We start from the raw sequence: 25,835 nt of genomic DNA on the forward strand, positions 1-25,835 counted from the left end.
TTCCAAATCCTTACGAATGTGTAATAAACACCCTATAATTTTAAAGCATGTTATTATTCAGATTCATTGCCCGCGTTATTTTCTAATGATAAAATAATTAGCGTTGAGATTTCGCGGGAAGGGAACAACTTATTCCAGAATTTAGGGTTAATCTGCTACGGAATCCCTTGTTTATCCAAGCCGAAATCTCCAAATAGGATGCCTTTATACCTATAAAAAAGATACGTTGATAAAAAACTGCGCTATCAAGAATGCCCTTGAACTTATTGCAATGGCTTTTAGATATAGGATTAGGAAATAAAAAAACAGGTGCATGAGATTACACCTGTTCTTAAGCAAAGAACATCAACCATGAACGCAGATCTATTAGCAATTTAACAAAAAAACCAGTCACACTAAATGCAATTGGTTTGTATGCTGCCAAGGAGTGGATAAACGTATCCTAAAATAGCATCGGTTAATTCCCGATGGCCAACGAAAATGTTCCTTAACATAATACATGATACTGGCATAAGGTCGTTGCAAAAGGGAAGACAGGCACATAAATGTGGCCTATCTTCAAAATAATGCTCTCTTGAAATCGAAGATAAAACGAAAACTGTTGACAATTATCAATTAAAATTAAGTTCTTTAGATTATAGTCTTAAAACGATTCCAAAAGCTATTCAGTTGGCGGGAGCGTCCTGGTAGATGAATCGATATTTGTGGTATCCCTAATCTGCTGACTGCCAGTTGCAGTTGTATCAATGGTGTCAGTATTTACTTCTGATTCTCTGTTCTTCTCGGCTGTATTGTTGTTGCATGCAGTCAAAAAAATAAAGATTGCGGCGATAGCCATTAATTTTAAATTTTTCATAGTATTCCTTTTTGATGTCTTTTGAGAACATTATTTATTGTTTAAGGTTTGAGTTTTTTTGTGTATTCCTCAGCCAAAGATTTAATAAGTAAAATGTTAAATATCCGCAAAACCTTAAAAAAAATTACCTAAAGTTATCTTATGAATTGCAAACGGCTTAACTAATAAACTAAAACGCAATAGGTAACTACGCTTTATTAATAAAATCTCCAGCATAATTTTGAAACTGGATAAAACGGTAAAGGAATGGAAAAGAAAGCTGGTCCTAACCCAGAACAAATAAACTATTAATCAAAGGTAGTCATGCTAGCCGCCTTTGTCAAGCAAGGTCCAATTCGAAAGAAAAGCTCGTGTTGCACTATATTATTAATGAACGGTTACTATTATAATTTTACAGTTCTGATGTCTAAAGGTTCACAATTTGAATCCCAAGGCGAAAAGAGGGGATTGTTATTCAACGGTTGGTTGCATTATGCTCACTTTTTATTGCATGAGTTATTAACCAAACCTATCATCCACTTTAGTGTTTTACTAATACAGATTCTCCAACCTCAAATGGTATACAAAGAAACAGTTTACTTATGCTGAAAGTTACCTATATAAGTTTGGCTAAAATGTTGACGATCACCATTACTATTTTCCTTTATTCCTGCCACAAGGAAGATTCAGGAAGATACGCAATGGATAAGAACACTTTTGTCCCTTCCGTGATACTGAAAAGCAATTACCAATTAGAATTCATCACTAGGCTAGCAAATGGGTCCGGCGCCGTTGCTTATGCCAATAAAAGAAAGGCATATTGGAATGCATATATCAAAGACCTACGTTGTCATTACGAGGTAATACCGAATATATTTCTAAGCGATTTGTCCTCAGAAGATACTGATGTGCTGAATAAAATAGATAAATCTTCGGCAGAGGATGGTAAGAAGATTACCATTGAGGCAATTCTTCAGTCCGATCAGGATCTTATTGCCATTCATATTCGCGCGGTATCGAATAGCGGAATAGATAACGCAGTAATACGCAATTAGGCTGAAAAATGGATTGGCTCATTAAAAGAAAACTTGAACGATACACAGTTGTTTATGAAAATGTACTAGGTGATTTATTCAATATTACTTGTCACTGGGGGAGAGACTATTATTTCAGAGAAAATTAGTGGATTATACCGGATCAAATAAGTGATCTAAAAAGCGGAATATTAACTCAAATACATTAAATAGCTATGAAAGAATTGGAAAATCAAAACCCTGAAGTGTCCAAAACTCCACTGGACGATCAATCGCTACACCCGGCAGACCGTAGCAATATGCCCGAAAGTCAGATTCCTGTTTTTAGGAGTAACCGGGAAGCTGAACTAGGTCAGATGAAAACCAAGGCTGGGCACTTAGGTACAGAAGTGGGTGAGGGTGATTTCGGGTCAGAAGAGGCTCGGGCAGATGCAGATAAAGGGAATAAGGGTAGTGGAGGTAATATGCCCTACTCTATATCCAAGAAAAAATATAATTCAAAAGAAAGGTTTCCTGAAACGCTCATGCAGAATTATCCCGAGATAATAGATTATAATTGGAAAACCAGCGAAACGTTGGAAATTATACTAAAATCAGGAAATTCTACAGAAGGCTTTGCAAATGCACTTAAAGATAGTTTGTTGCTCGAGATCTCTTTCGCTGAGCATCTGTATATGATGTTAAAGGAAAATGGACATGCTTATTTTAAAATCATTGAATTAAATAAAAATTCGTCTGAGAAAAGTTAACCGGATTGAAAGGCAACTTAGCCTCATGAGCTCCCATTGGACCTGAGTTTGTGAGTTAGCTTTGCTGTGCCGCTTGGACTAATCAACACCGCAAAGTAAATTTCGTTTTTTTTTGATCATGATGAATAATATTAGGCAGAACCGAATATACTGATTCACGAATTATATTCGGTTTTGAATTTCCCCAATAATCTGATTTATAATTGTAGTTTGTAGTTCGGGGCCCTTTGAGTCGGTCGATTTAACAGTTTCAGGAAAGGTTGCTTTAAGATCTCCGTAGGCTATTAGTCGCCCCTCGTTGCCTTGTAGCTTTAAGGCTCCAATAATTTCATCGACATGTCTAATCAGAAAGAATTCATGCTTCTGGGAGATTGTAATTTTGTAATATTGGTTTCCTTGTTCAATGTTCATCACAAATGGGACCATAGTGTGTTTTCTTTTTAACATATTATTTTACCTAATACTTACTGGAGTGTTTGTTTATTATGTTACTACCTTATACATAATTCAGAAACCATTGTTAGGTTAACTTTTCAAGGTTGTTTGAGGTTTTTAGGTAAATAACAATTTAGCACTGTTCTAAGACACCTCATCCCAGCACGTTCCCTAAATGCTAAAACATAATTTTTTAAATTTAGGTTTTTTATAAGCAGGTCACGGGGTTCGACTGGGTCAGCCTTAAAATTCTCCAGCTTCTACTTTAAATTTCCTATAATTCATACGCTTTTTTTTGCAGCATAAAGGCTAGCGTCTATTCCAATGTAATTCATACATCTTGTCGCCTTCCAACGTTAGCTCAAAATCCTTATCCATCTGTATGTTTTCTTTATGGTCACTACCATGAAGTGAAAATGATAAACCCTTATAAGTGTTTTGTCCATCAACGTCTTTATTTACAATTTTTAGTATATGAGTCATTTTTGGACTGCCCAGCATTTTAAAACGTACAGATTTTTCTTTTTTTTCCATTATCGCATACGGCCCGTCTATGAATATCATAAAGTTATTTTTTAGGATAGTGATGAAATGTCTTGGTAAAATCCCAAATGCGTTCCCCGCACCGTAAACCTCCTGACCGACTGAACCGCTTTTTTTGTTTCCATCCTGAATATCCTCTAACACTATCCAAAGTCCTTTTTCCAATTTACCTGTTTTCACCTCTTCCGATAGTACCTCGGGGGATAACATTGGCGGATAGTAAAAGGGTGCCCGGTGTATCAAGTATAGGATATACTCAGCACATAGGAGCTTAATACTGGGTAATATTTGCATGTCTTTCGCCTGTTCAAGGTAGTCATGCAAAGCACTAAAAACCTCCTGTTCCTCGTAGGCTGCAGTATATGGAGCATCGGTCAGGGGAAATAAAGCAAAAAATGTTGGAATCTCTTTGCAATATCCATAACTGCATTCCCAGAGCTGAACATTTTGAAAAATTGCAGCAATGCATCTGTAGCTAATGTTGAGGTAGCGTTTGTTGCCTGTTATTTTAAATAATTTTAGCAAAGCCCCTGCGGCAAAAGCAGTGTTATTAGCTTGATACATAATATCATATCCGACTCTTTCCAGTCGATTTGCTGCCCGGATTGCTTCATCAAGATATTTTTTCGATCTGGTAAGCTCATAAGCTTTTAGCATTACATGCGCGTACAATCCAGCTACGTCAGTCTCTCCACCCTTGCCAGGTTCGGTTTCAGCCTTCACGATTTCCAAAGAATCCATTTTGTAGAATACCGGCCATGTGTAGTCAAACTTGTGCGCAACTTTTATTGCAAATCCAATAGAGTCTAAAAATAATTTTCTGGCCGCTTTATCGCCATCCAGTGCCATTCTGGAAAGATTTAACAAAGGATGATGCAAGTACCATGAATCCATTACTAAAGGAACTTTCTGTTCTTCTTCACCTTTAAGCATATCAACAGCTCCGGGGTGCCATCTTACCAATGATTTCAGTTTTTCATCATAAAATGACGGCAGTCCTTTTTTAATGATTTCTGTGACGGGTAGACTTACACCACTCCATTTAGTATAATCCAACAATGGTAACAATACAGCTAGTTGAACCATTATCTCGGGAGGCGTCTGATAATCGCATAAATAAGCATTCAAATAACTGTTTTCATTGAGGCGGGTCCAACATCCAGGGTTATATATTAAATCTTCTAACCCATGGGATAAAATTTTTGGCCAGTTTCTGTACTGAGTAGTCGGTCTTGGGAGCATTTTATAAACTTCACAGAGCATCTCCAAGTAATCGATAGCGAGATCAGACTGTGGGTTAAGTTTTGTGTTTAAACAAATAAAGGCGTCCGAGAGCACGATTGACTTTCCAGATCGAAGTGGCTTGGTTATGCTGGGTGGTAATGCCAGGCCTAACTCAGGAAGTTTGCCTCCCACTACGCCGCTTAATGAGGTGTTTGTCTGCTGACAATAATCATTTAGTGAACTCAGATTCTGGAAATACAGGACTCGCATCCTGCTTTTAGGTTTAGAAAAGTATGCTAGCCCGGATCGGGTATGGCGTTGTATGCAGTGAAGGGTTCCAAAGTCTTTTATCGGCTGAGTCTTGGAATGCTGTAATAAAATATCTCTTGGCCAAAACGAAAGAAAGATTTCATAAGCAGGTGTGAATGTACACTTGTATTGCAGCACTGCATAATCTAGAGTTTTTAATGAAATGTTAATCAGAAAATGACCAATCACAGCCTCAATTCTAACCGAAACTCCTCCATCAACCGTTCTTGATTTAAATTGATTTATTTTCCCAGATGGGACGTAACAAGGACGGAAATATATCGGCGCCTGGTTGCTATTGCTTATCCTAATCCAAACCGAATCAGATGTAAGGTAAACTTTCAATTCAATTTCTGCATGTTCCTGGCGATAAAGCACCATTGACGCTTCAATTTCACTTAACGCACTCAACGCCCACGGAGACAGTCCTTTCATAGCTTCTGGTTTTAAGGTTAGATGTTTGATAACATGCTTATTTAAAATATTGTTTTTCCAAGTTGGGAGCTACCGTCAATCTTATTTACAACTTGTTTTGCACAGTTTCAAATTTCTAGAATGTTGAATTACATTTAAATTAAAACGGGAAATTCTGCATTAACCGTTATGCTAAACCAAAATATGGATTATCTTTGAATAGCTGATCATAGCGAACAGTTCATAGGCTAGAGTTTTATTCTTTTTAGAAGTTCCAAATAAATGCCAATATATCAAATGGGGTATTCATTTAGGTTGTAGATAAAGGTATAAATTCAAACTTAAACGTACTATTTCTATCAACACTTTATAGGGCGCATTTTTACAGAATGAAATGCACGGAAAATGCGAACGCTTTTCCTCAAAACTCAACTTCTGCTTTAGAATGTAAAATTAGACTTAAGATGAATCGATACTATTCAACACTTCCATTGAGCTAACGTCAGTTTCACCTGGATAAAAATCCTTTTTTTCCTTTAAAAATTGTTGCTGAAATCTTTCATTTGTGTTATTGAGAATGTATATATGAAGGCATCTCAAATGCGAATTTTCAAAATTGTGTACCCCGACTATTTTGACATTATCTGCGAGTTGAATAGCATGTTTCAAACCTTTCTTAGATATCAAAATAATATTTCTGCCAGATAGTGACTTCGGCGCCTCAAGTATAAAACTGTTTGAAGGAGAAATGACGGGAAGGTCATTTTGGTCTCCATAGTATTTTAGTGCACCAGCAATAGCATAATTATCGGTGTATACAAGTATCGGCTTGACAGTGCTTTTGTTTGCCACTGAATTTATTCCTGCAGCAAAGTCAGACCAGCAAGTCATATCTGCAAAGAACTGTGGTAATTTGCCTACATGGCCATCCTGCCAAAGGAGTGGCCTTCGAAAACCAGTAAGGCTGACCATTTTCGAAATGTAAATTCTGGTGAAATTCAATGTAAATAAGGGAATTACAAGGGGTAGGCTCAACACACTAAAGCTATACAATACCGTGAAAAAGAAGCCTATTTGAATTCTTGATTTTCTGAAAAGCAATATCTCCCAACATAAGCCTCCATAGGCGAAAAAAATCGGAAAAATACCTAATACATAGTATAGTTTGCCTGGAAGTAAACTAATCCCAACTAGAAGGGTAAGAAGACAAAGTAGGAATGAAATTTCTAACGCATTCTTTTCTCTTTTAAAAAGTAAAAACATACACCCTGCTGTCCAAATAGCGACACTAGCACCATGAAAGAAAAAAAGTTGAAATAGATAATCGCCAATATCAACCCTCGCAGTTTTCTCAGTCACAATAACAGAGTAATGCAGAATGGGAAACCCGTGATTCCATTGCCATAAAAAGTTCGGAAAGATTACAATAAGCATTAGCAGCACCGGGCCGCCCATTTTTTTGCTCACCAGGCATTTGTATCTTCCTGTGGTTAAAATATAGCTTAAGAGTAGAACGATTGGGTAACAAATGATGGTATATTTATTCAGCATACCAAAAGACAAAGCCAGAGCACAAGCATACAGATCTTTTGGTTGCTCATATTTGTGATAAGATAATATAGTGTAGGTGAGTAGTACCCAGAAAAACTGATCAAACACGGCAGGCTGAAGAAGATAAGAGGTGGCAAGAAAGGCCGGGGAACAGATTACTGCAGAACAGGCAATACAAACCGCCAAATTTCTTCCGCCCACTATTTGGGTGATTTTTCCGGTTAAAACAACCGTAAAAGCAGAGAATAAAGAAGGGAAAAAACGCCATGCAGTTAAGGAATTTCCAATTAATGACGCAATTGCTGCGATCCAGGTAATAAGAGGCGAAATATCCAGATAACCAAATGCAAAATCTTTACTCAACGCAATATAATAGAGCTCGTCCGCGTGGAGGCCATATCTGTTTATTGTGAATAAGTGTACCAGGAATTTCAATATGCCAAATAATACAACAATGATATTGGTTTTATAGGCGGAATGCATTTCTGATTTACTGCATCTGTTCCGTATTATCTTGGGAGACTCGGTATGCGCAGAAACGGTAAAGATTAGCTTGCGAATATTTCCCTCCCACATACAAAAACATTAAAAGTGAATTGACCACTGTAAGCGTGCTTATTTATTATCTTAAAAGCCTTTACTTTTGTGCTTAAAGAGATTACATCCCTAAAATCAATTGATAATGTTTCAGGCGAGTGAAACCCGATTGAGACATCAAAATTACGTAGCTCAAAAATTAGTGTTTCAGCCATATTGATGCCTCTTTGATTTAGTAAGTGTATATTGTCCTGGGCGGGTAGGTTTGGATGCATATTTTCAGAGCCGGCATGGTGGCTTAATTTTCAGATTACAGAATTGAATTAATAAAAAGGAAAAATGATTACCGCATCATTTACAAAATACCACCACTGGATAAGCTTTCGAAACTGATATCTGCTTTTGATAATGGCGGCTGAGGATTATAAAAACTCCGGCTAAATAACTTACGCAAATAAGTAATATTAAGACCCGTTCAATAAGTTGTAGTTTTCTCATCTGGTAAAAATCTATCAATTCTATAAATTCCTGGTTTTCAATTTTTGGGTCTATATATTTTGAGGTATTTCTTAAGTTCTTCTCTTGCCATATGAATTCGGGTTTTAACCGTACCTAGTGGAATGTTTAGCTCTTTAGCAATTTCAGCATATTTATAACCTTCGAAATATCGTTGGAATGGTATGCTGAATGTTGGGTTAATCGCTTTCAGAGCTTTTTGAATATCGCCCAATGCAAATCCTGATACTGCCAAATTAGAACTTGCTGAACTGCTTAGCTGGGCGTAAGTGATCTCTTCTTCGTTTGTAATCACCGCAAGTTTAGCTTTTTCTTTACGGTAATAACTGATGAAAGTATTTCTCATAATAACATATAACCAGCTATTCAAATTTGTTGAGGAATCAAACTTCTCACAAAAGCGAAATCCTTTCAATAAAGTTTCCTGGACCAAATCTTTTGCATCATCTGAATCCCTGGTAAAACCAAGTGCGTGGGAAAATAGCATTGCTTCTACTCGCTTTGCAGCAATGGCAAATTCATTGGTTTTCATAGGCTTGATTGGATTAAGGTAATAAACTAACAATGAGAAAATGCGTTTGTTTCATCCATGCTCCTCACTCAAGAATTTCGGGTATAAATTCGGTACAAGGTTTGCTATTTTACGTATATATTGCCCGAAGTCTAGATAAACCGCGTTCAAATTAACGCCCCCTCATCACTATAAAAGGCCCCTATGCGAAGTAATTTGATAAGGTCCGCCGATCCAAACCCCTCTTGAAATAGTAGATTCGTTTGTGCTGAATGGTTTGTTGGAATATGTTTTTGTTTAGCTTTTGCAAAACAAAAACTGCTGATTAAAATGTTCAATAAGCCTATCAAAATGAATAAACTAAGACAGATGATCCGTCTATACAGTCAGGGATTGGAACCAAGCGCATCTATGGAATGGAATCAACCTTAAGCAATACCATTAAAAAGTATATTTACATCTGGCAGACATTCACCGACCGTAAAAACGCACTTCGCTATTTCGGGGGTATACCGGAGGCGATTTTTTCTAATGAGCTTGGCGCTTCTATTACAAGGGAAAGCAGGTATGAGGCGGTACTCAACGATGAGTTTTTCAGCGTTTGCGGAACATTATAACACAACATTTGTTCCCACATATGCCTACAAACCTCGAGACAAATCAATCCTAGAAGGAGCTGTGAAGCCTATTTGTCGAAGCATCTATAAAATGCCTGATAACAGCCAATTTGAGACTTTGAGCAGCTCTATTCTGAGATGTTCCATTTCTGGAAATCCGTAATAACAAACCTTTTTCCGGCGGAAGCCGTTCACGCAGGGAACAGTCTTGAGAAATCGACATGAAGCGTTGCCGTGCTTAATCCCGTTCAATATGAGGTGCACAAGTTGGCGATGGTTACGATAATGAGAAATGGGTGTTAGATATCATTAAAATGCCATCACCAATGCTTACTAAAAAATTTTAGGGTATATATTTATTGGCTCACTCACCACCCAAATCTTTTCCTATGCCCATGCGTTTAACCAATAATGTAAATACACCCTTAGGTAGCGTGTATCCATAGGTATGTGACCATTCAGCATTCGTAAATGTCAATATTCCTTTATAAACTCCGTCAATATAAATTCGAAATTGGTTAGATTGATTTTCTAGTCTGGACACCACGATTGTACGGTTATTGAATACGACGATACGCGTATCCGTGTATGGATTATTAAACATCAGAGCGATATGTGGTTAGGTATGAGGGTGGCTAATATACTACCAAAATCAAAAAGTTTTGTATGATATTCCTTACGGCTATAAAAGAAAACTGGTGTAATGATAAAGGGTAAAATCAGCGGCTAATCGCGAAAATAATATTGCCTAAATTATATCGGGATTTCGCGGGGAGCAATCAACTTATTTCGACTTTTGGGTCAGCGTGTTTTGCTCTAGATTGACCACTCAAATAAACTGATGATTAATGTGCTAAAAATAACTTATACGTTTTCTTGGACTGGTCAATCTGCTACGGAATCCCTTGGTCAACGAAGCCGAAATCTGCCGGGTAGAGTGACTTTCTATAATAGAGTATCTGTTATCTTGTAATTGGTCAACAGCCTGTTGACCAGTTGATGATTTATAAAACGAATAAAACTTTGACAATATTTTAAGTTAGAACAATAAATGCAGAGGACATTGACCAAGCCTCGCCGGAGATAAATTGTCTGCAAAGTTTTGCTTGTCTATATTTTAGTGAATTGGAGGGGGGTAATACGAATTGGTTTTTGCATTTGACGAGTGTATGCGCATTTGCAAGTCAATTATTATGATCATAGCTTTATTGTAATGCCAAAATTACTATTGAAACCAAACGTAAGTATTCACTGCTAAAAATTGTTCATTTTTTACATTGTCATCAGGAATAAAGCTTCCATTCCAGCAGCAGTGTAGATATTCACCATATCCCTCATACGCCCTAGTAGCAACTTTTAGATTTATTAGTTTTAAAATAAACTTCTAGGACTTTCTTAAGCGGATAGTATACCTTTTGCAACTTCACTATCCAGGGGCTTTAGAATGTAATCCTGCACCATAGGATAATTTCTCGATCGTTCCCGGTCTTTCACATCTACTGAAGAACTCAGGATATAGACCTCCATTTGGATTTCCGTATCTAAAGAACTTAAGGCTTCCAGTACGTCCCATCCGTTCATTTGTGGCATATTAAGGTCTAAAAAGAGCCATACACAACCAACATTTTGTTCATTCTGGAGGTACTCCAGGCCTTTAATGCCGCTATCGAAGCATTTTATAGGTAGATTGGTATGTTCTGCGATAATTTCCCTGTTAATGAAGAGACTGTACTCATCATCATCGATCAAAAAAATTTCATTCCTCATTTCTAATGTTTATAAAGCGTAACATGCCATTTGAACTTATCACCCGCAACAGTTTGTGAGGATTTCTGGATCATTGCTCCAATCTCGTTAAAATAAAATGATTCTCGGCACAAGAATATCAAATTGGGTATTAATTGGGATTAAAAATGTATAAACTCCTTTAATGACTTAAAACAATAATAATGGTCTGGCTGTTGTGATGAATATCCCGTAATTATGCAGAATTTTCCAGAAATATGTGGCCTCATGGAGGCTTCTTCTTTCTATTACATCATCAGCATTGATATGAATGGTCGTTATGCTTATACTAATGCCAATTACGCAAAGCATTTTGCCAAAGTATCTCCGGGCTTGGTTGGTCAGCCTTATTACATCACCATGCATCCCGATGATACATCGACCTGCGAGCAAGTTGCAGCACAGTGTTTTCAACATCCCGATAAGTTATTTCCAGCAACCATCCGGAAGCACGATGGCCTTGGTGGATTCATATTTACCCAATGGGAGTTCCGCGCTATTTTTGATGAGAAAGGTCAGCCTTCGGGGATTTTCTGTGTTGGTTATGATATTTCTGAACTAATGATTCAAAGAGACCAGTCAAAAAGAATTTCAGAGGAGATTAATGCACAATCTACTTTACTTGAAGAAATTGTTTTCACACAAAGCCATACCGTAAGGGCGCCACTTGCTAATCTGATTGCGCTCACACGGATTCTTAAAAAAAACCTGCATAACCATCAGTACAGCGGACAACTGGCGGATATGATTCTCGCATCTGCAGCGAGACTCGATGAGATCATCACCGATATTGTATCTAGTGTGAGAGCACAAACCGACAAGACTGAATGATTAAATAACATTATTAAATTTAATCTCTGACGGCATATTTTAATTTTTTTATTTAAGGCTTGTCTTCCGATTTGAATGCCCTGGCATAAAAAATTAAACTAGAATAACATTGTTGCTTGTATAAAAACTGATCAACGGTGCAACCTATTGCTCGGTATTGAGTAACTCTATGTTTTTAACAATTAAATGGTTGTTGGAATATTCAGTTTCGAAACTAACCTTGTCACCTTTTAATCGCATTCTTTTGAAGTTGTGATTGATAAATTTTACGGTGTGGGCATTGAAAAAATCCCGATCCAGACAATTTATTAAATGACATTATTATTTAAGCCTCCCGCAAGACTGATGGCATTATAAACTTGTTCTTATAAAGCAGCATTATATTTTTATGCCTTAGTGGATAAACCAGAAGAGAATGCCCCCTTTGTGCCAATTTTTTTATGGTTGATAACTCTGTTGTTTTATATTGAGTTATGTAAAAGATTTTTTTGGCGAGAGGGGCAACTGATACTGGTTTATCCAAGAAACTAAGCAGGTATCTTTCTAGGTATTTCTCTATTCCAAAATCTGTGCATGGCAATCATTTTTGGAAAGAGTGATGAAATCGAACTGAGCTTGTCTGAAACTATGATCCCCTCGTCAAGCACGGTTTCTTCAGAATACTCCGCTGGCAACTTCTTAAAAAAGTAACTGGCTTCCAATACCTGAATCGCAGCACTCTCCGCAGCTATAGCCTTACAGTGTTTGAAAGCCTCATTTAAAAAGTGGACAGCATTAGCGTCAGCTTCCAGCGTGGCTGAGCTATTTACGCCTCCTGGCAAGTAAACAGCATCATATAAAACCGATGCCGCCGTGAGAAAACTTTCGTCAACCTGCATCCGCTCATCATCCGCACAAATTAACTCACCTTGCTTCGGGGCGATGATGTGAACAACAGCCCCTTTGCTTACGAGTAAATTTTTGATCTTACTCACAGATTGTCCATCAACGCCATCGGCCGCCAAAATAGCCACCTTTCTGGTGGAAATGGAATCCTTAATCGTTCCATTCATACTGAGGGCTTCCGAACTGGCAATCTCTCCTTCGATATTTTCAGGCGTATAATCGGCAGAGTTGCCGTCTGCAGGGATGCTGCCATTCAATTCCGAAAGGGCAATTTCAGGCACGTGCAAGCCAAGTGCATAGGCCACAGATGCGGCTAGCCCTTTGTCAATATGGGCTAGAAGGCCTAGCATGCGTTCACGAATTGCTGTCAGCTTAACTTTGCCAAGCTCAAAACTCAATGCGTCGGTAAGATGGTTTTTTTCTGCTTCTGACTGGCTATTTAGAAAGAGCCTTGCCTGCGAGAAATGGTCAAAAAAGCTCTTGCTCCTTGCCCTAATTTTTCTGGCATCAATACGTTCATTGTAACTGACAAATCCTCCATCGGCTTCCTTTACCTGTAAGGGATCATTGCCAGCAATGTCATTTGGCCCATAGCTCGTTTTGCCTCTGTTTATCGTCTGGCGCATGTAACCATCCCTTTGATTGTTATGAACCGGTACAATTGGTCGATTTATCGGAATTTCGTGGAAATTCGGACCGCCAAGCCTTATCAACTGCGTATCAGTATATGAAAAGAGTCTTCCCTGGAGCAAAGGATCATTAGTGAAGTCAATTCCAGGAACTACATGCCCTACATGAAATGCCGACTGCTCAGTTTCTGCAAAAAAGTTATCGGGATTTCGGTTCAGCGTCATCTTCCCAATGCGCTGTACAGCCACAAGCTCTTCAGGAATAAGTTTTGTTGGGTCCAGAAGGTCGAAACCATACTTGAATTCATCCACTTCTGGAACAATCTGCACGCCAAGTTCCCATTCCGGAAAGGCACCCTCTTCAATTGCATCCCAAAGGTCTCTTCGGTGGAAATCCGGATCCTTGCCAGAAATATTCTGCGCCTCATCCCACGCTAAAGAATGAACGCCTAGCAAAGGTTTCCAGTGAAACTTAACAAAGCTCGACTGCCCTTTTTCATTGACAAAACGAAATGTGTGCACGCCAAAACCTTCCATCATTCTATAACTTCTTGGTAATGCCCGATCGCTCATCAGCCACATAATCATATGTGAAGATTCAGGAATCTGCGAAATGAAGTCCCAAAAAGTATCATGGGCAGAAGCAGCCTGTGGCATTTCATTATCTGGCTCCGGCTTAACTGCATGAACTAAGTCAGGAAATTTGATGGCATCCTGTATAAAAAAAACAGGCATATTGTTTCCTACCAAGTCAAAGTTTCCTTCTTTGGTATAAAATTTTACAGCAAATCCCCTCACATCCCTGGCCAAATCAGTTGATCCACGCGAACCAGCAACCGTAGAAAAACGGACAAAAACAGGCGTTTCAAGGCCAGGCTCACACAAGAATGAGGCTCTAGTTAAAGATGACATGTCTTCATATACTTTGAAGACGCCATGTGCACCCGATCCTCTCGCGTGTACGATTCGCTCCGGAATGCGCTCATGGTCAAAATGGGTAATTTTTTCACGCAGAATAAAATCTTCCAATAAAGTTGCGCCACGATCTCCCGCTTTAAGCGAATTCTGGTCATCATTTATTTTAACGCCGTGATTGGTAGTCATCTGCTGTCCGCTACTATCGGCAACAAATTCCTGAAGTTTATTGGTTTTATCATTTGTAGGCTGAGTGGATTGCCCACCATTACCTGTCATTTTCTTAGCCATAGTGTTTTTATAATTCGTCAGCAGCTTTAGTAATAATTTCGTTTCCGGCAATGTCAGAAAGCTTAGCATCCGCAAGCTTTTCTTCCGATAAGGTTTGCCCTAAAATGTCTGCAACCTCAGACAGTCCAAGTGATGTGGCCAGCTGGAAAAGGCCAGTGTAAGAGGCGATCTCATAATGCTCAACTTTTTGGGAAGCCAGGATAATCCCCATGTCCCTGGTCGCAGTTCCGGCCCTGGTTTCTTCAATAATTCCCTCGCCCTCCTTTGTCAACCCTTCCATCGCATCGCATTTTTTTGCTACAGGTTTCTCCCCTAATAAGACAAAAATCTGCTCGATCCGACCCACATGACCTTCAGTTTCTTTCAGGTGTGACTTAATGGCGGCGATTAAGTCCGGAGAAGTTGCGGCCGAAATCATTTTTGCCAAAGCTTTTACCAAATGATTTTCCGCCCAGTAAAGGTCACGGATACCATCTGTAAAAAGTTCTTTTAATGGAGCCGATGGTTCGGCCTCAGGCTTTGTGCTCAGTTTTGGTGCACTGTCGCTTTCTTGTTTTTTCATGTATGTTTTGTTAAGGTAAATGAATGCTAACTACTTAAAATTCTCTAATTATCTCCACCAGGTCTTATGATTCTGAAACACCGGTCATGAAATATTACTTGTGACTTTCTAATTAATATCACATTTGGTTCTTACATAACCACATGAAACGAACATTAGTTTTACATTATTAAATTGAAATCACTAATTAGAACACCCTGTTCTGTAAGTTTATTTCATGGCTTCATGCGATTCTGAATGCAGCAGAAAAAATTAAAACCAAAATCAGATTTAAAGGTTATTGCAATATTACTGGAAAATGTAATTATCTGCATTTGGCCTTAACCTATATGTACAATACCTTTATGGAAAATATCGACCAACTTATTATTCCGGCAGCAAGGCAAGGAGAAAATGAAGTCATTTTGGAACTCATTAAAAGAGGTGTCAACCTAAACATTCAGGACCAGAAAGGATACACACCGCTTATCATTGCTGCCTATAATAACAGACTTGAAACAGTAAGGCTCTTAATCGATAATGGTGCGCAGTTGGATGATACAGATGCTGGCGGTAACACTGCATTAATGGGTGCCAGCTTTAAAGGTTATCTTGACATAGTGCAATTGCTGGTAACCCGGGGAGCAGAACTCAACATTCAACACGGCAATGGCGGTACAGCGCTTATGTTTGCTGCGATGTTTGGCAGAAATAATGTATTGGAGTATCTCTTAAGTACTGGGGCCGATAGGGATATAAAAGACCTAAGAGGACAAACAGCCGCCGACCTTGCCGCCATGCAGGGAAACGAAGTAGGGTTAGATCAGTTAACTAAATCTTGAGGTAGATGTGTTTGAACATCCTCAGTAAAGAAGGCCCATAACAGATCAGTTTAGAGTTAATAATGCTAAGGCAACAGCCGATCTTTTAAAACAAACCTATCCTGTCTGTTGACTATTTTTTGCATCAATGGCCTGAACATTTGCTTGAGATGCCTCCCTTACCACCAACAGGTAATATTTGGGTTGATAGGTGCAATTTAAGATTGTTGATCATTCAATAAGCTTGTGCTGCAAAGAGCGTAAATCCACTTGTGCCGGAAGGCGCTGTAAATAAAAGAGCGGATAATTTGTTTTTCCATGCCGAGTGGAGATTTCGGTTATCTTAAGCAAGTTATTCGTGTCAGATTGACCACTCTAAAAAAACAAAATTTATCACTAACATATTATTTTTATCTTGTCGGGGGTCGTCAGTATACACTAGAACACTCTAACCCCTGATTCCTAAATAAGTTGATCAGTGCTGATGATTTTTCTGTCGCTGGAAAGATTTTCCAAATAGTCGACAAGCATCAGTTTTATGAACACAACAAGATCGATACTTTTCTGTCTAATACTTAGCGGTTGCGCGATAAACGAAATCGAGATCGGGCATGTCGCTTAAACGTTTGTAAAAATTATCTGTGGGGATATAGTCTGAGCGTTGAAAGCTGATAAAAAGCTTTTCATGATAGTTCTTCTTGCCTTGCATGATATAAAAATACAATTTATATTATTGATTAGCAGTTAATTGAATATATTAATCGCAAAATGACGATGAATTATTTGCCTAGGATAGTTTACAATCGTAATATTGCGATACAGAATTATGGGACTTACAAAGACAGAAATATTTACAGAAGAGCAGAACCAGCTTTCGATACTACTGAAGGCTATTGCCCATCCCGCAAGGATTGCAATCCTGCAGCAGATCATATCGGCGAACGCCTGCATCTGCGGAGATCTTGTGGAAGAGCTTGGCCTTGCACAGGCGACGATTTCCCAGCATTTGAAAGAACTAAAAAATGCAGGTATCATCCAAGGAACAATCGATGGGGTTAAAGTGTGCTATTGTATAGAGCCAAAAACATGGAAGCTGTTGGCAAACCTGTTCGGGGAGTTTATGGGGTCTTATACCGATCCGCAGGGCTGTTGCTAGCCCCTTTTTTGAGCAAATACATCGCAAAATTAAGATACATAAATAAAGAGGATATGAAATTATCAGAAATCAAAACCATCTTGGCAACCGCTGAAGCAGTTAATTTCCGAGTAGAAAACGGGGAAACCGTACCCGAACATTTCCATGTGACCGAGGTGGGCATCATTACCAAGGACTTTATCGACTGTGGAGGTAAGGTTCGCCATGAAAAGGTAGCCAACTTCCAGCTATGGGATGCAGATGACTATGAGCATCGCTTAAAAGCAGAAAAACTGCTAAATATCATTTCGCTTTCCGAGAAGGTACTGGGAATGGAAGACCTTGAAATCGAAGTGGAATATCAATCTGGAACCATTGGCAAATATGACCTCAGTTTTGACGGAACGAATTTCCTACTGCTGGCTAAACAGACTGCGTGTTTGGCAAACGAGGCTTGCGGAATCGAAGCGTCAAAAAAGGAAATGGTTAATCTGGCAGGCCCGGCAAAGAGTTGTACACCTGGTGGCAGTTGCTGTTAACCCGCTTATGGAAATAAGGGAACTATTGGCCTCAGATTGGGAGGCTGTAAAATTGATCTACGAAAAAGGCATAAACAGGGGCAATGCCACTTTTCAGGCTAGCGCACCCTCCCACGAAGAATGGGACAGCACCCATCTTTTAACCTGCAGGATTGTTGCCGAAGAAAAGGGAAGATTGGTCGGATGGGCAGCATTGACACCTGTTTCCTCACGTTGCGTATATGCAGGGGTAGCTGAAGTTAGCGTATATGTTGACCCCGAACAATCAGGTCAGGGCATCAGGCTTGCACTCCTAAAAGAACTCGTTGGGTTGAGTGAAGCAGAAGGAATATGGACGCTGCAAGCAGGTATATTCCCTGAAAATATCGGAAGCCTTCGCATCCACGAAAAGGCGGGCCTTAAGATACTTGGGATTAGAGAAAAAATTGGAAAACAGAACGGCGTTTGGAGGGACACTGTACTAATGGAAAGAAGAAGTAATACAATCATTTAACGATAAAATTTATGAAGAAAATATTAGTGCTATGCACCGGAAACAGTTGCAGGAGCCAAATCGCAGAAGGCTATTTAAGGCATTTTGCCGGAGATAAGGCAGAAGTATATAGTGCAGGTATCGAAACACATGGCGTAAATCCAAAGGCCATTGAGGTTATGAGAAGGGATGGCATAGACATTTCCGGGCATACCTCAAACAATATTGATGAATATTCAGGATTAGATTTCGACTACGTGATCACTGTTTGCGATAACGCAAAAGAGAACTGCCCGTATTTCCCGATCAATGCAGTAAAGTTCCATTATAACTTTCCGGACCCAGCAAAAGCTACAGGAACAGAAGAAGAGGTCATGGGAGCTTTCCGCGAAGTAAGAGAGATGATCCGCAAATACGCACAGAACTTTGTTATCGAGAACCTAAAGCGTTAAGATGTCGGTAACTAATTGTGCGCCCACAGTCGAGCGAAAAAAACTGGGTTTCCTTAACCGTTACCTCACCCTTTGGATATTTTTGGCGATGGGAATCGGGGTAAGTGTTGGTTATTTTATACCATCATCATCATCGGACTTTATTAATTCATTCTCCAGCGGAACAACAAATATACCACTGGCAATCGGGCTGATCCTGATGATGTATCCGCCACTGGCTAAAGTGAGATATGAGAAGATGGGCGAAGTATTCAAGGACACAAAGGTTTTAACCGTTTCACTGGTATTGAACTGGGTCATCGGGCCGCTATTGATGTTCTTTTTAGCGATAACTTTTTTAAGGGATTATCCTGAATATATGGTTGGCCTGATCTTAATTGGACTTGCCCGTTGTATCGCAATGGTCGTGGTGTGGAATGAACTGGCAGGAGGAAACCGTGAATATGCAGCTGGCCTTATAGCGCTGAACAGTATTTTTCAGGTATTGTTGTACAGTGTTTTTGCCTATGTTTTCATTACGATATTGCCTCCCTATTTTGGATTAAAAGGTCTGGAAGTGGACATCACAATTGGTGAAATTGCCAAGAGTGTCGGCATATACTTAGGTTTGCCTTTTGCAATGGGTATTATCTCAAGGTTCGTTTTGCTCAAACTTAAGGGAGAAGAATGGTTCCGGGAAAAGTTTGTGCCGATGATATCCCCGATTACCTTGATTGCATTGCTTTTCACTATCGTAATCATGTTCAGCCTTAAGGGTAACCTCATCGTTCAGATTCCGATGGATGTGGTCCGGATTGCGATACCGCTAGTGATCTACTTTTCGATCATGTTCGTGGTCAGCTTTTTTGCAGGCAAATACTTCGGTGCAGATTATTCACGCAGCACATCAATTGCTTTTACGGCAACGGGAAACAACTTCGAACTGGCCATTGCAGTTGCCATAGGCGTATTCGGGATCAACTCTGGTCAGGCATTTGCAGGAGTGATCGGTCCACTCGTAGAAGTTCCAGCGCTGATTGCGCTGGTCAACCTCGCATTCTGGTTTCGCAGGAAATATTATAAATAAAAAATGCGGCAATGTTCAGTTGCCGCATACTAATCTATCTTTTATGGTTATTTAATATTCGCGAATTGAAAATATTTTAAGAGAAGCTGGACAAACACTAATAGGCCTGGTAGGACTTTGGGCGCTGTTTTTCTCAGCCTAGTAATCTATATCAACATGAAAGATGATCTTTGTCACATTCTTGCAGGCCAAAAAGATGGTTCTTTGAATTAAAACGCAAAATGGCACATACTTTTCATATCCCGGTACTAGGTTTGGCTTATTCTATAGACACACCGCTCAAAGTTGCAAAATTTGGCATTTCATCTGTTGTATCTATCGTTGATGATGAACTTTGCGAAAGAATGCGGCAGTACCATGCTGAGCTGAATGACGAAATTTTTGTAGGTATTTTAAAGTCCGAAAACGATTTCCGTGCTAAAAGAATAACTGCATATCTCAATTTGATAAAAAAAATAGTGGATAAGCAAATAGATGCGATCAGAAATCAAAAATTTGAACCAGAGGAAGATATTATCAAGTATTTTGAATTACTGCCTCAGACAGCGCCTTTAAAAATTGTTTATGAATTGATGTTAGCTGAAAAATCACCTGCAAGGAGAAAAACGCTCCAAAAGCAGCTAAGAAACGAAATTAAACCGGGCAGGATTGATGTTAACATCATGGCGAAAGTTGATAAAATCAACTTCATTAAAGGCATTAATTCCGGGCTTGAAAATAGTGATGCTTTGGCCGCTTTGAGGGGATTTGCCAACAGTAATCTGAATTCAGCTGTAGTGATTTCTGCCGGTTTAAATCCGAGGTTATACAGCTATCTGGAAACATTTGAAGATTTTTATCCAACCGGGAGTGGAGTGTGTCATAAACAAATTATTTTAAAAGTCAGCGATTTCAGGTCTGCAAATGTTCAGGCAAAACTGCTCGCTAAGAAAGGTTTGTGGGTCAGCGAATTCAGGATTGAATCAGGTTTGAACTGTGGTGGTCATGCTTTTGCAACCGAAGGGTTACTACTTGGACCGATTTTGCGCGAGTTTAAAAACTCGAGGGAGGCACTGCATAATGATTTGCTCCCAATTTACACAGGCGCCTTAAATTTAAAAGGAATACACGATAATTTTATACCTGAGCAAAGAATAACAGCGCAAGGGGGAATTGGAACTGCAGGTGAACAAAATTATTTAATGGAAAATTACGGCCTTGATGCAACAGGTTGGGGGAGTCCTTTCTTGTTGGTTGATGAGGCAACAAGTGTTGATAGCGACACTTTAAACCAACTTGTTATCGCGACTGAAGATGATTTTTATTTAAGCAATTCATCTCCACTCGGCGTACCCTTCAATAATTTCAGAAAAAGTTCAGTAGAAACAGAAAGAATGGAGCGAATAGCTAAAAACCGTCCGGGTAGTCCGTGCACCAAAAAGTACCTGTGCAGCAACACTGAATTTACTACAGAACCGATTTGCACGGCATCAAGAAAATACCAAAACCTGAAAATTAAATCGCTCGAATCCTCAAATTTATCAGCAATTGAATTAAGCAGACAAATTGATTCCGTTACCGAAAAAATATGTCTTTGCGAGGGTTTGTGTAGTTCCACTTACATCAAATACAACTTACTAAAACCAAAAGAAAGTAAAGCCATAAGTATTTGTCCGGGGCCAAACCTGGCTTATTTTTCGAAAAAATACACATTAAAAGAAATGATTGACAACATCTATGGTAGAATTAATTTGCTTGATGGTATTCACAGGCCAAATCTATTTACCAAAGAGTTAAAATTATACATAGACTACTTTAATAAAGAAGTTGAAAACTTTAGTAATGGTATCTTCAACGTGGTTCAAACCAATAAAAAAATCGATTACCTGAAAAAATTCTATAATCAGCTTCAGCAAGGAGTAGACTATTATCGCAGCAGCATTGAAAAGGCCGATGCCAATTTAAAAGTATGGAGTCAGGAGCAGATCTCTTTATTTGAAAAAGCAGTCATGCAAATAGGTGATTTAACACCTCAATTGTTAAATTTGTGCAGTAAGTCGGAGTAAAAATCCAGCTAACACAGCGTTTATATGGAAAGAGCAAGGTTACTGAGTGCGATAATAGAAAATGCAATTGATGGTATTATTACGATCGACGATAGGGGAATTATCGAACATGTTAATCCTGCAGCGCTTAAACTTTTCGGCTTTGAAAACGGTGAGTTAATCGGTAAAAATGTGTCGGTTTTAATGCCTATGCCAGACAAAGAAAAGCATGATTCCTACATAAAACACTATAACGATACCGGTCAAAAACGCATCATTGGCATTGGCAGAGAGGTAACCGGACAAAGGAAAGATGGCTCTACCTTCCCTTTTCGTCTAGGTGTTAGCGAAGTTAAATTTAGTGACCGTAAAATATATACGGGCTTTATTCACGATTTAAGTAAGCTTAAAGAAAATGAAGCCCGGATTTTAAGTTATACAGAGCAACTGGAAGATAGAATTAGGGAACGCACGCAAGATTTGGTTAAACTGGTTTCGGAACTTCAATCGGCAAAGGAACACGTTAATGCTCTTTTTGAAAAAGAAAAAGAACTAAATCAGTTAAAAACCCGGTTTGTTTCAATGGCTTCTCACGAATTCAGAACACCTTTGAGTTCAATACAGCTATCGGCAACATTAATTGATAAGTATAATCCAAAACGCGATACCGAAAATATCGAAAAACATACTGGTAAAATTAAAAACGCAGTAGGTAACCTTACCACAATTCTCAACGATTTTCTGTCTCTTGAAAAATTAGAAGCCGGAAGAGTTGAGGTTAATCCATGCTGGTTTAATGTTGTTCGTTTCGCTGAAGAAATTGTTGAAGAAATGCAGCTAATCAGCAAACAGGATCAGCATATTATTTATGAACATAAAGGAACCTCAGCAGAGGTGAACTTAGATAACAACCTTTTAAAAAACTGTATAATTAACCTAATCTCAAATGCGGTGAAATATTCAGGAGAAAATACGATGATCCAGTTTAACAGCGCTTTAATGGATAACGAATTAATAATTGAAGTAAAAGACAATGGAATTGGTATTCCTGAGGCCGACCAGCAAAACCTTTTCGAACCATTTTTTAGAGCCCACAATACCGGTAGCATTCCGGGAACCGGACTCGGCTTAAACATTGTTAAACGGTATATTTCTTTAATGCAAGGTGAGGTATCTTTGGAAAGCGCACAAAATATTGGCACCACAATCCGCCTGAAAATTCCTTTTACAAATCAATAATTTTCCATTTTAAATGAGCAAAAAAGTTCTGATAATTGAAGACAACGATGATATCCGCGACAGCACAGCTGAAATTTTGGAGCTTGCGGGATATAAAACCTTTACCGCTGTTAACGGTAAAATCGGTGTAGATTCAGCCATTAAAAATCATCCGGATCTTATTTTGTGTGATATTATGATGCCTGAATTAGATGGCTATGGCGTGTTGTACCTCTTGCATAAAAACCCGCAAACGGCTTCCATCCCCTTTATCTTTATTACTGCAAAAAGCGAAAGGGCTGATATGCGAAAAGGTATGGAAATGGGTGCTGATGATTATCTAACCAAACCTTTTGATGATATCGAATTGCTAAAAGCGATTGAAGGCAGGTTGAAAAAATCAACAACAAGCGGTAAATTTAACCACCAATATAGCGATACACAAACACTATTTGCTGATTTGATTAAAAAAGGAAAAATTAGAATTTTAGCCAATAAGCAAATCATTTACATAGAAGAAGACCAGCCTACGCACGTTTACTTCGTAAAAAAAGGACAGGTAAAAACCTACAAAAGGTTTAAAGATGGACGTGAGTTATCGTCCGCGCTCTACCAGCCTGGCGATTTTTTTGGTTATGAAAGTCTGTTTACAGAAACCCCTTACCAGGATAATGCGGCTACGCTTGCCGATAGTGAAATCATCTTGATACCCAAAACGGAATTTATCGACTATCTCTATCAACACCAGCCCATTTCGGCTGCATTTATTAGACTTCTATCTGGCAATATTCGCGATAAGGAAAATCAAATGTTGCAGCTGGCTTATTTTTCAGTACGTAAGAGGGTTGCAGATGCACTAATCCAGGTTGCGGAGAAATTTGATTCAATAGCAGATGACAAATCCACTATTAAAATCTCCAGAGATGATTTAGCCGCAATTGTGGGTACCGCAAGCGAGACGGTTAGTAGAATGCTCGCTGATTTTAAGGAAGAGAAACTGATAGAAAAAAGTGGTAATGCTATTAAAATCTTCTCGATAGATAAATTAAAAAATATCAAGCATTAATTTTTGAGCTAAAAAAAATCATTCCTGATCAAAATCACTTTTTAAGGTGACTCACCTCAGGGCTGCTGCCCTAAACAAACGATAGTTTTGAGCACTAAAAATTTGTTTATGAAAGCAATCGCTTATAACATTAAGCCCGATGAAAAAGAATGCCTGGTACTTGCCAATCATAAAAAGCATGATATCACTATAATTGCAAATAGCCTTTCTTTTGAAACCATAGCATTTGCCGAAGGAAAGGAAACGCTTTTAGTTTTTAACAACGATATTGTTGATGAGCAAATTGTAAATAGGTTAAAAGAATTGGGCGTTAGATACATAGCAACTTCATCATTTGAAACCGGACACCTTGATTTAAAATCCGCGGCAAAAGCCGGATTAAAAATAGCCAACGTACCACTGAAGGATGAGCAAAGTCCTTTAGATAGAATGAATCGGGTCATTAAAAATCTTGATAATTGGTCAGCTGGAAAATGTGTTGGAAGTGCCTGTTGTTGCCAGAATAATTGTGGTGTTGTTAAATCATTAAATCAAGAGTGATGGACACGCTAGCATTATTAAAAAAATACAATGTTGCTGCACCCCGCTACACAAGTTATCCAACAGTGCCTTTTTGGGATGTAGATAAATTTGGGACCGACCACTGGCTTTTTTCAGTTAGGAAGTGTTTTGATAAAAGTAAAAATGATGGGATAAGTTTATACATCCATCTTCCCTTTTGCGAGAGTTTATGTACTTATTGCGGCTGCAATACCAGAATAACTAAAAACCATCAAGTAGAAAATCCATACATTGAGGCTTTGCTAAAAGAATGGCAAATGTATGTTGGAGTTTTGGGCGAAAAACCTAAGATAAAAGAAATTCATTTAGGTGGCGGGACACCAACTTTCTTCAGCGCAGAAAATCTATCAAAATTAATAAAAGGTATTTTATGGAATAGTGAGCCTACTGCAGATTCCGAATTTTCTTTCGAAGCACATCCCGATAATACCAGCGAGGCGCATTTACAAACACTTTACAACCTTGGTTTTCGCCGTTTAAGTTTAGGGATTCAGGATTTTGATGAAAAGGTTCAGCAGATGATCAATCGTTACCAAACGCCACTGCAGGTTGAACACGTAACCAAACTTGCCCGAAAAATTGGCTACCAGTCTATAAACTTTGATTTAATTTATGGACTTCCGTTTCAAAGCTTAAAAGGTTTGGAGGAAACGATAAACCAGGTGATTAACTTGAATCCCGATAGGATTGCATTTTACAGCTATGCGCATGTACCATGGCTGAAACCCGGCCAAAGAAGATATACAGAACAAGATTTACCCAACAGTAAAATGAAGTTTGAACTGTACAATTTGGGTAAAAGCAAATTACTAAAAGCCGGATTGGAAGAAATCGGGATGGATCATTTCGCAAAAAAAAGCGACAGCCTGTTCACCGCTTTGGATCAAAATAATCTGCACCGAAACTTTATGGGCTACACCCATCAGCATACCGCGTTACTTATTGGTCTGGGTGTTTCATCAATAAGCGATAGCCTAGATGCTTTTGCACAAAATGCTAAAACTGTAGAATCATATCTCGAAAAGATTAACAAGGATAGTTTTGCAATAGAAAAAGGTCATATTTTAACTGATAGAGATTTAAAAATCCGCAGGCAAATTACAGAAATTATGTGCCGTGGTATGAGCAGCTTTACCAACGGGATTTCACAATCCATACACCACAAACTTGCACCCCTGATCAACGATGGATTGATTTACTTAAGCGAAAACAGACTCATCGTTAACAATTCCGGTAAACCCTTTTTAAGAAACATATGTATGGCATTCGATGAGCGGTTGTGGGAAAAAACTCCAGCCACGCAGATGTTTAGCTATTCGATTTAGTATT

At 38.8% G+C, this 25,835-nt stretch carries 22 protein-coding genes; 15 read left to right on the forward strand and 7 right to left on the reverse strand.

The annotated features are described in order from the left end of the window. Window positions 1-661: 661 nt before the first annotated feature. Window positions 662-856, reverse strand: a complete 195-nt coding sequence (locus tag QWY86_RS04915) for a hypothetical protein (RefSeq protein ID WP_290239381.1) — start codon at window positions 854-856, stop codon at window positions 662-664. 581 nt (window positions 857-1,437) lie between these two features. On the opposite strand from QWY86_RS04915, the gene QWY86_RS04920 reads away from it, so the two are divergent. Next, a complete protein-coding gene (locus QWY86_RS04920) occupies window positions 1,438-1,890 on the forward strand; it encodes a hypothetical protein (protein WP_290239382.1) in 453 nt (150 codons plus the stop codon). 194 nt (window positions 1,891-2,084) lie between these two features. Then, entirely contained in the window at window positions 2,085-2,618 is a 534-nt protein-coding gene (locus QWY86_RS04925) for a hypothetical protein (RefSeq protein ID WP_290239384.1), read from the forward strand. 744 nt (window positions 2,619-3,362) lie between these two features. On the opposite strand, the gene QWY86_RS04930 is transcribed toward QWY86_RS04925, so the two are convergent. The 3 genes from QWY86_RS04930 to QWY86_RS04940 form a co-directional block, all read right to left on the reverse strand. Further along, on the reverse strand, window positions 3,363-5,564 hold the full coding sequence (locus tag QWY86_RS04930; protein WP_290239387.1) for a hypothetical protein: 2,202 nt from the start codon (window positions 5,562-5,564) through the stop codon (window positions 3,363-3,365). Between the two features lie 438 nt (window positions 5,565-6,002). Beyond that, window positions 6,003-7,457, reverse strand: coding sequence for an ArnT family glycosyltransferase (locus tag QWY86_RS04935; RefSeq protein WP_290239389.1), 1,455 nt, complete (start codon window positions 7,455-7,457; stop codon window positions 6,003-6,005). Between the two features lie 709 nt (window positions 7,458-8,166). Next, window positions 8,167-8,679 carry an RNA polymerase sigma factor gene (locus QWY86_RS04940; RefSeq protein WP_290239390.1) on the reverse strand — a complete coding sequence of 171 codons (513 nt, stop codon included), beginning with the start codon at window positions 8,677-8,679 and terminating at the stop codon, window positions 8,167-8,169. A 395-nt stretch (window positions 8,680-9,074) separates the two neighbouring features. Between QWY86_RS04940 and QWY86_RS04945 the strand changes: the two genes are divergently transcribed. After that, complete coding sequence (locus QWY86_RS04945; RefSeq protein WP_290239392.1) at window positions 9,075-9,275, forward strand: hypothetical protein; 201 nt, start codon at window positions 9,075-9,077, stop codon at window positions 9,273-9,275. Window positions 9,276-10,670: 1,395 nt separating this feature from the next. On the opposite strand, the gene QWY86_RS04950 is transcribed toward QWY86_RS04945, so the two are convergent. Next, window positions 10,671-11,042: a response regulator gene (locus tag QWY86_RS04950; RefSeq protein ID WP_290239394.1), complete on the reverse strand. Its 372-nt coding sequence runs from the start codon at window positions 11,040-11,042 to the stop codon at window positions 10,671-10,673. 216 nt (window positions 11,043-11,258) lie between these two features. On the opposite strand from QWY86_RS04950, the gene QWY86_RS04955 reads away from it, so the two are divergent. Beyond that, window positions 11,259-11,891: a PAS domain-containing protein gene (locus QWY86_RS04955; RefSeq protein ID WP_290239397.1), complete on the forward strand. Its 633-nt coding sequence runs from the start codon at window positions 11,259-11,261 to the stop codon at window positions 11,889-11,891. Window positions 11,892-12,418: 527 nt separating this feature from the next. Here the strand turns inward: QWY86_RS04955 and QWY86_RS04960 are convergent. Together QWY86_RS04960 and QWY86_RS04965 are read right to left on the reverse strand one after the other, a co-directional pair. Continuing rightward, a complete protein-coding gene (locus QWY86_RS04960; protein WP_290239399.1) occupies window positions 12,419-14,611 on the reverse strand; it encodes a catalase in 2,193 nt (730 codons plus the stop codon). A 7-nt stretch (window positions 14,612-14,618) separates the two neighbouring features. Further along, window positions 14,619-15,173 carry a YciE/YciF ferroxidase family protein gene (locus tag QWY86_RS04965; protein ID WP_290239401.1) on the reverse strand — a complete coding sequence of 185 codons (555 nt, stop codon included), beginning with the start codon at window positions 15,171-15,173 and terminating at the stop codon, window positions 14,619-14,621. 314 nt (window positions 15,174-15,487) lie between these two features. Between QWY86_RS04965 and QWY86_RS04970 the strand changes: the two genes are divergently transcribed. From QWY86_RS04970 to hemN, 11 genes are all read left to right on the forward strand, one after another. Then, window positions 15,488-15,994 (forward strand): ankyrin repeat domain-containing protein, encoded by a 507-nt coding sequence (locus QWY86_RS04970; RefSeq protein WP_353958893.1) that lies wholly within the window; start codon window positions 15,488-15,490, stop codon window positions 15,992-15,994. 805 nt (window positions 15,995-16,799) lie between these two features. Next, window positions 16,800-17,129: an ArsR/SmtB family transcription factor gene (locus QWY86_RS04975; RefSeq protein WP_290239403.1), complete on the forward strand. Its 330-nt coding sequence runs from the start codon at window positions 16,800-16,802 to the stop codon at window positions 17,127-17,129. Between the two features lie 53 nt (window positions 17,130-17,182). Beyond that, window positions 17,183-17,647: a DUF6428 family protein gene (locus tag QWY86_RS04980; protein WP_290239404.1), complete on the forward strand. Its 465-nt coding sequence runs from the start codon at window positions 17,183-17,185 to the stop codon at window positions 17,645-17,647. A gap of 7 nt (window positions 17,648-17,654) precedes the next feature. Continuing rightward, window positions 17,655-18,140: a GNAT family N-acetyltransferase gene (locus QWY86_RS04985; protein WP_290239406.1), complete on the forward strand. Its 486-nt coding sequence runs from the start codon at window positions 17,655-17,657 to the stop codon at window positions 18,138-18,140. A gap of 11 nt (window positions 18,141-18,151) precedes the next feature. Further along, window positions 18,152-18,571 (forward strand): arsenate reductase ArsC, encoded by a 420-nt coding sequence (locus QWY86_RS04990; RefSeq protein WP_290239408.1) that lies wholly within the window; start codon window positions 18,152-18,154, stop codon window positions 18,569-18,571. A 1-nt stretch (window position 18,572) separates the two neighbouring features. Further along, a complete protein-coding gene (gene arsB / locus QWY86_RS04995; protein ID WP_290239411.1) occupies window positions 18,573-19,637 on the forward strand; it encodes an ACR3 family arsenite efflux transporter in 1,065 nt (354 codons plus the stop codon). Window positions 19,638-19,858: 221 nt separating this feature from the next. After that, window positions 19,859-21,682, forward strand: coding sequence for a hypothetical protein (locus QWY86_RS05000; RefSeq protein WP_290239413.1), 1,824 nt, complete (start codon window positions 19,859-19,861; stop codon window positions 21,680-21,682). A 24-nt stretch (window positions 21,683-21,706) separates the two neighbouring features. After that, the gene (locus QWY86_RS05005; protein WP_290239415.1) at window positions 21,707-22,900 is read left to right on the forward strand and encodes a sensor histidine kinase; all 1,194 of its coding nucleotides are present in this window, start codon (window positions 21,707-21,709) and stop codon (window positions 22,898-22,900) included. Window positions 22,901-22,913: 13 nt separating this feature from the next. Next, window positions 22,914-23,945, forward strand: a complete 1,032-nt coding sequence (locus QWY86_RS05010) for a response regulator (protein WP_290239417.1) — start codon at window positions 22,914-22,916, stop codon at window positions 23,943-23,945. 108 nt (window positions 23,946-24,053) lie between these two features. After that, window positions 24,054-24,485: a Rossmann-fold NAD(P)-binding domain-containing protein gene (locus QWY86_RS05015; RefSeq protein ID WP_290239419.1), complete on the forward strand. Its 432-nt coding sequence runs from the start codon at window positions 24,054-24,056 to the stop codon at window positions 24,483-24,485. Next, window positions 24,485-25,831: an oxygen-independent coproporphyrinogen III oxidase gene (gene hemN, locus QWY86_RS05020; protein WP_290239421.1), complete on the forward strand. Its 1,347-nt coding sequence runs from the start codon at window positions 24,485-24,487 to the stop codon at window positions 25,829-25,831. The genes QWY86_RS05015 and hemN overlap by 1 nt, the downstream gene beginning before the upstream one ends. The last annotated feature ends 4 nt before the right edge of the window (window positions 25,832-25,835 follow it).

It is taken from the genome of Pedobacter aquatilis, assembly GCF_030409415.1.
Lineage (GTDB): Bacteria > Bacteroidota > Bacteroidia > Sphingobacteriales > Sphingobacteriaceae > Pedobacter > Pedobacter aquatilis.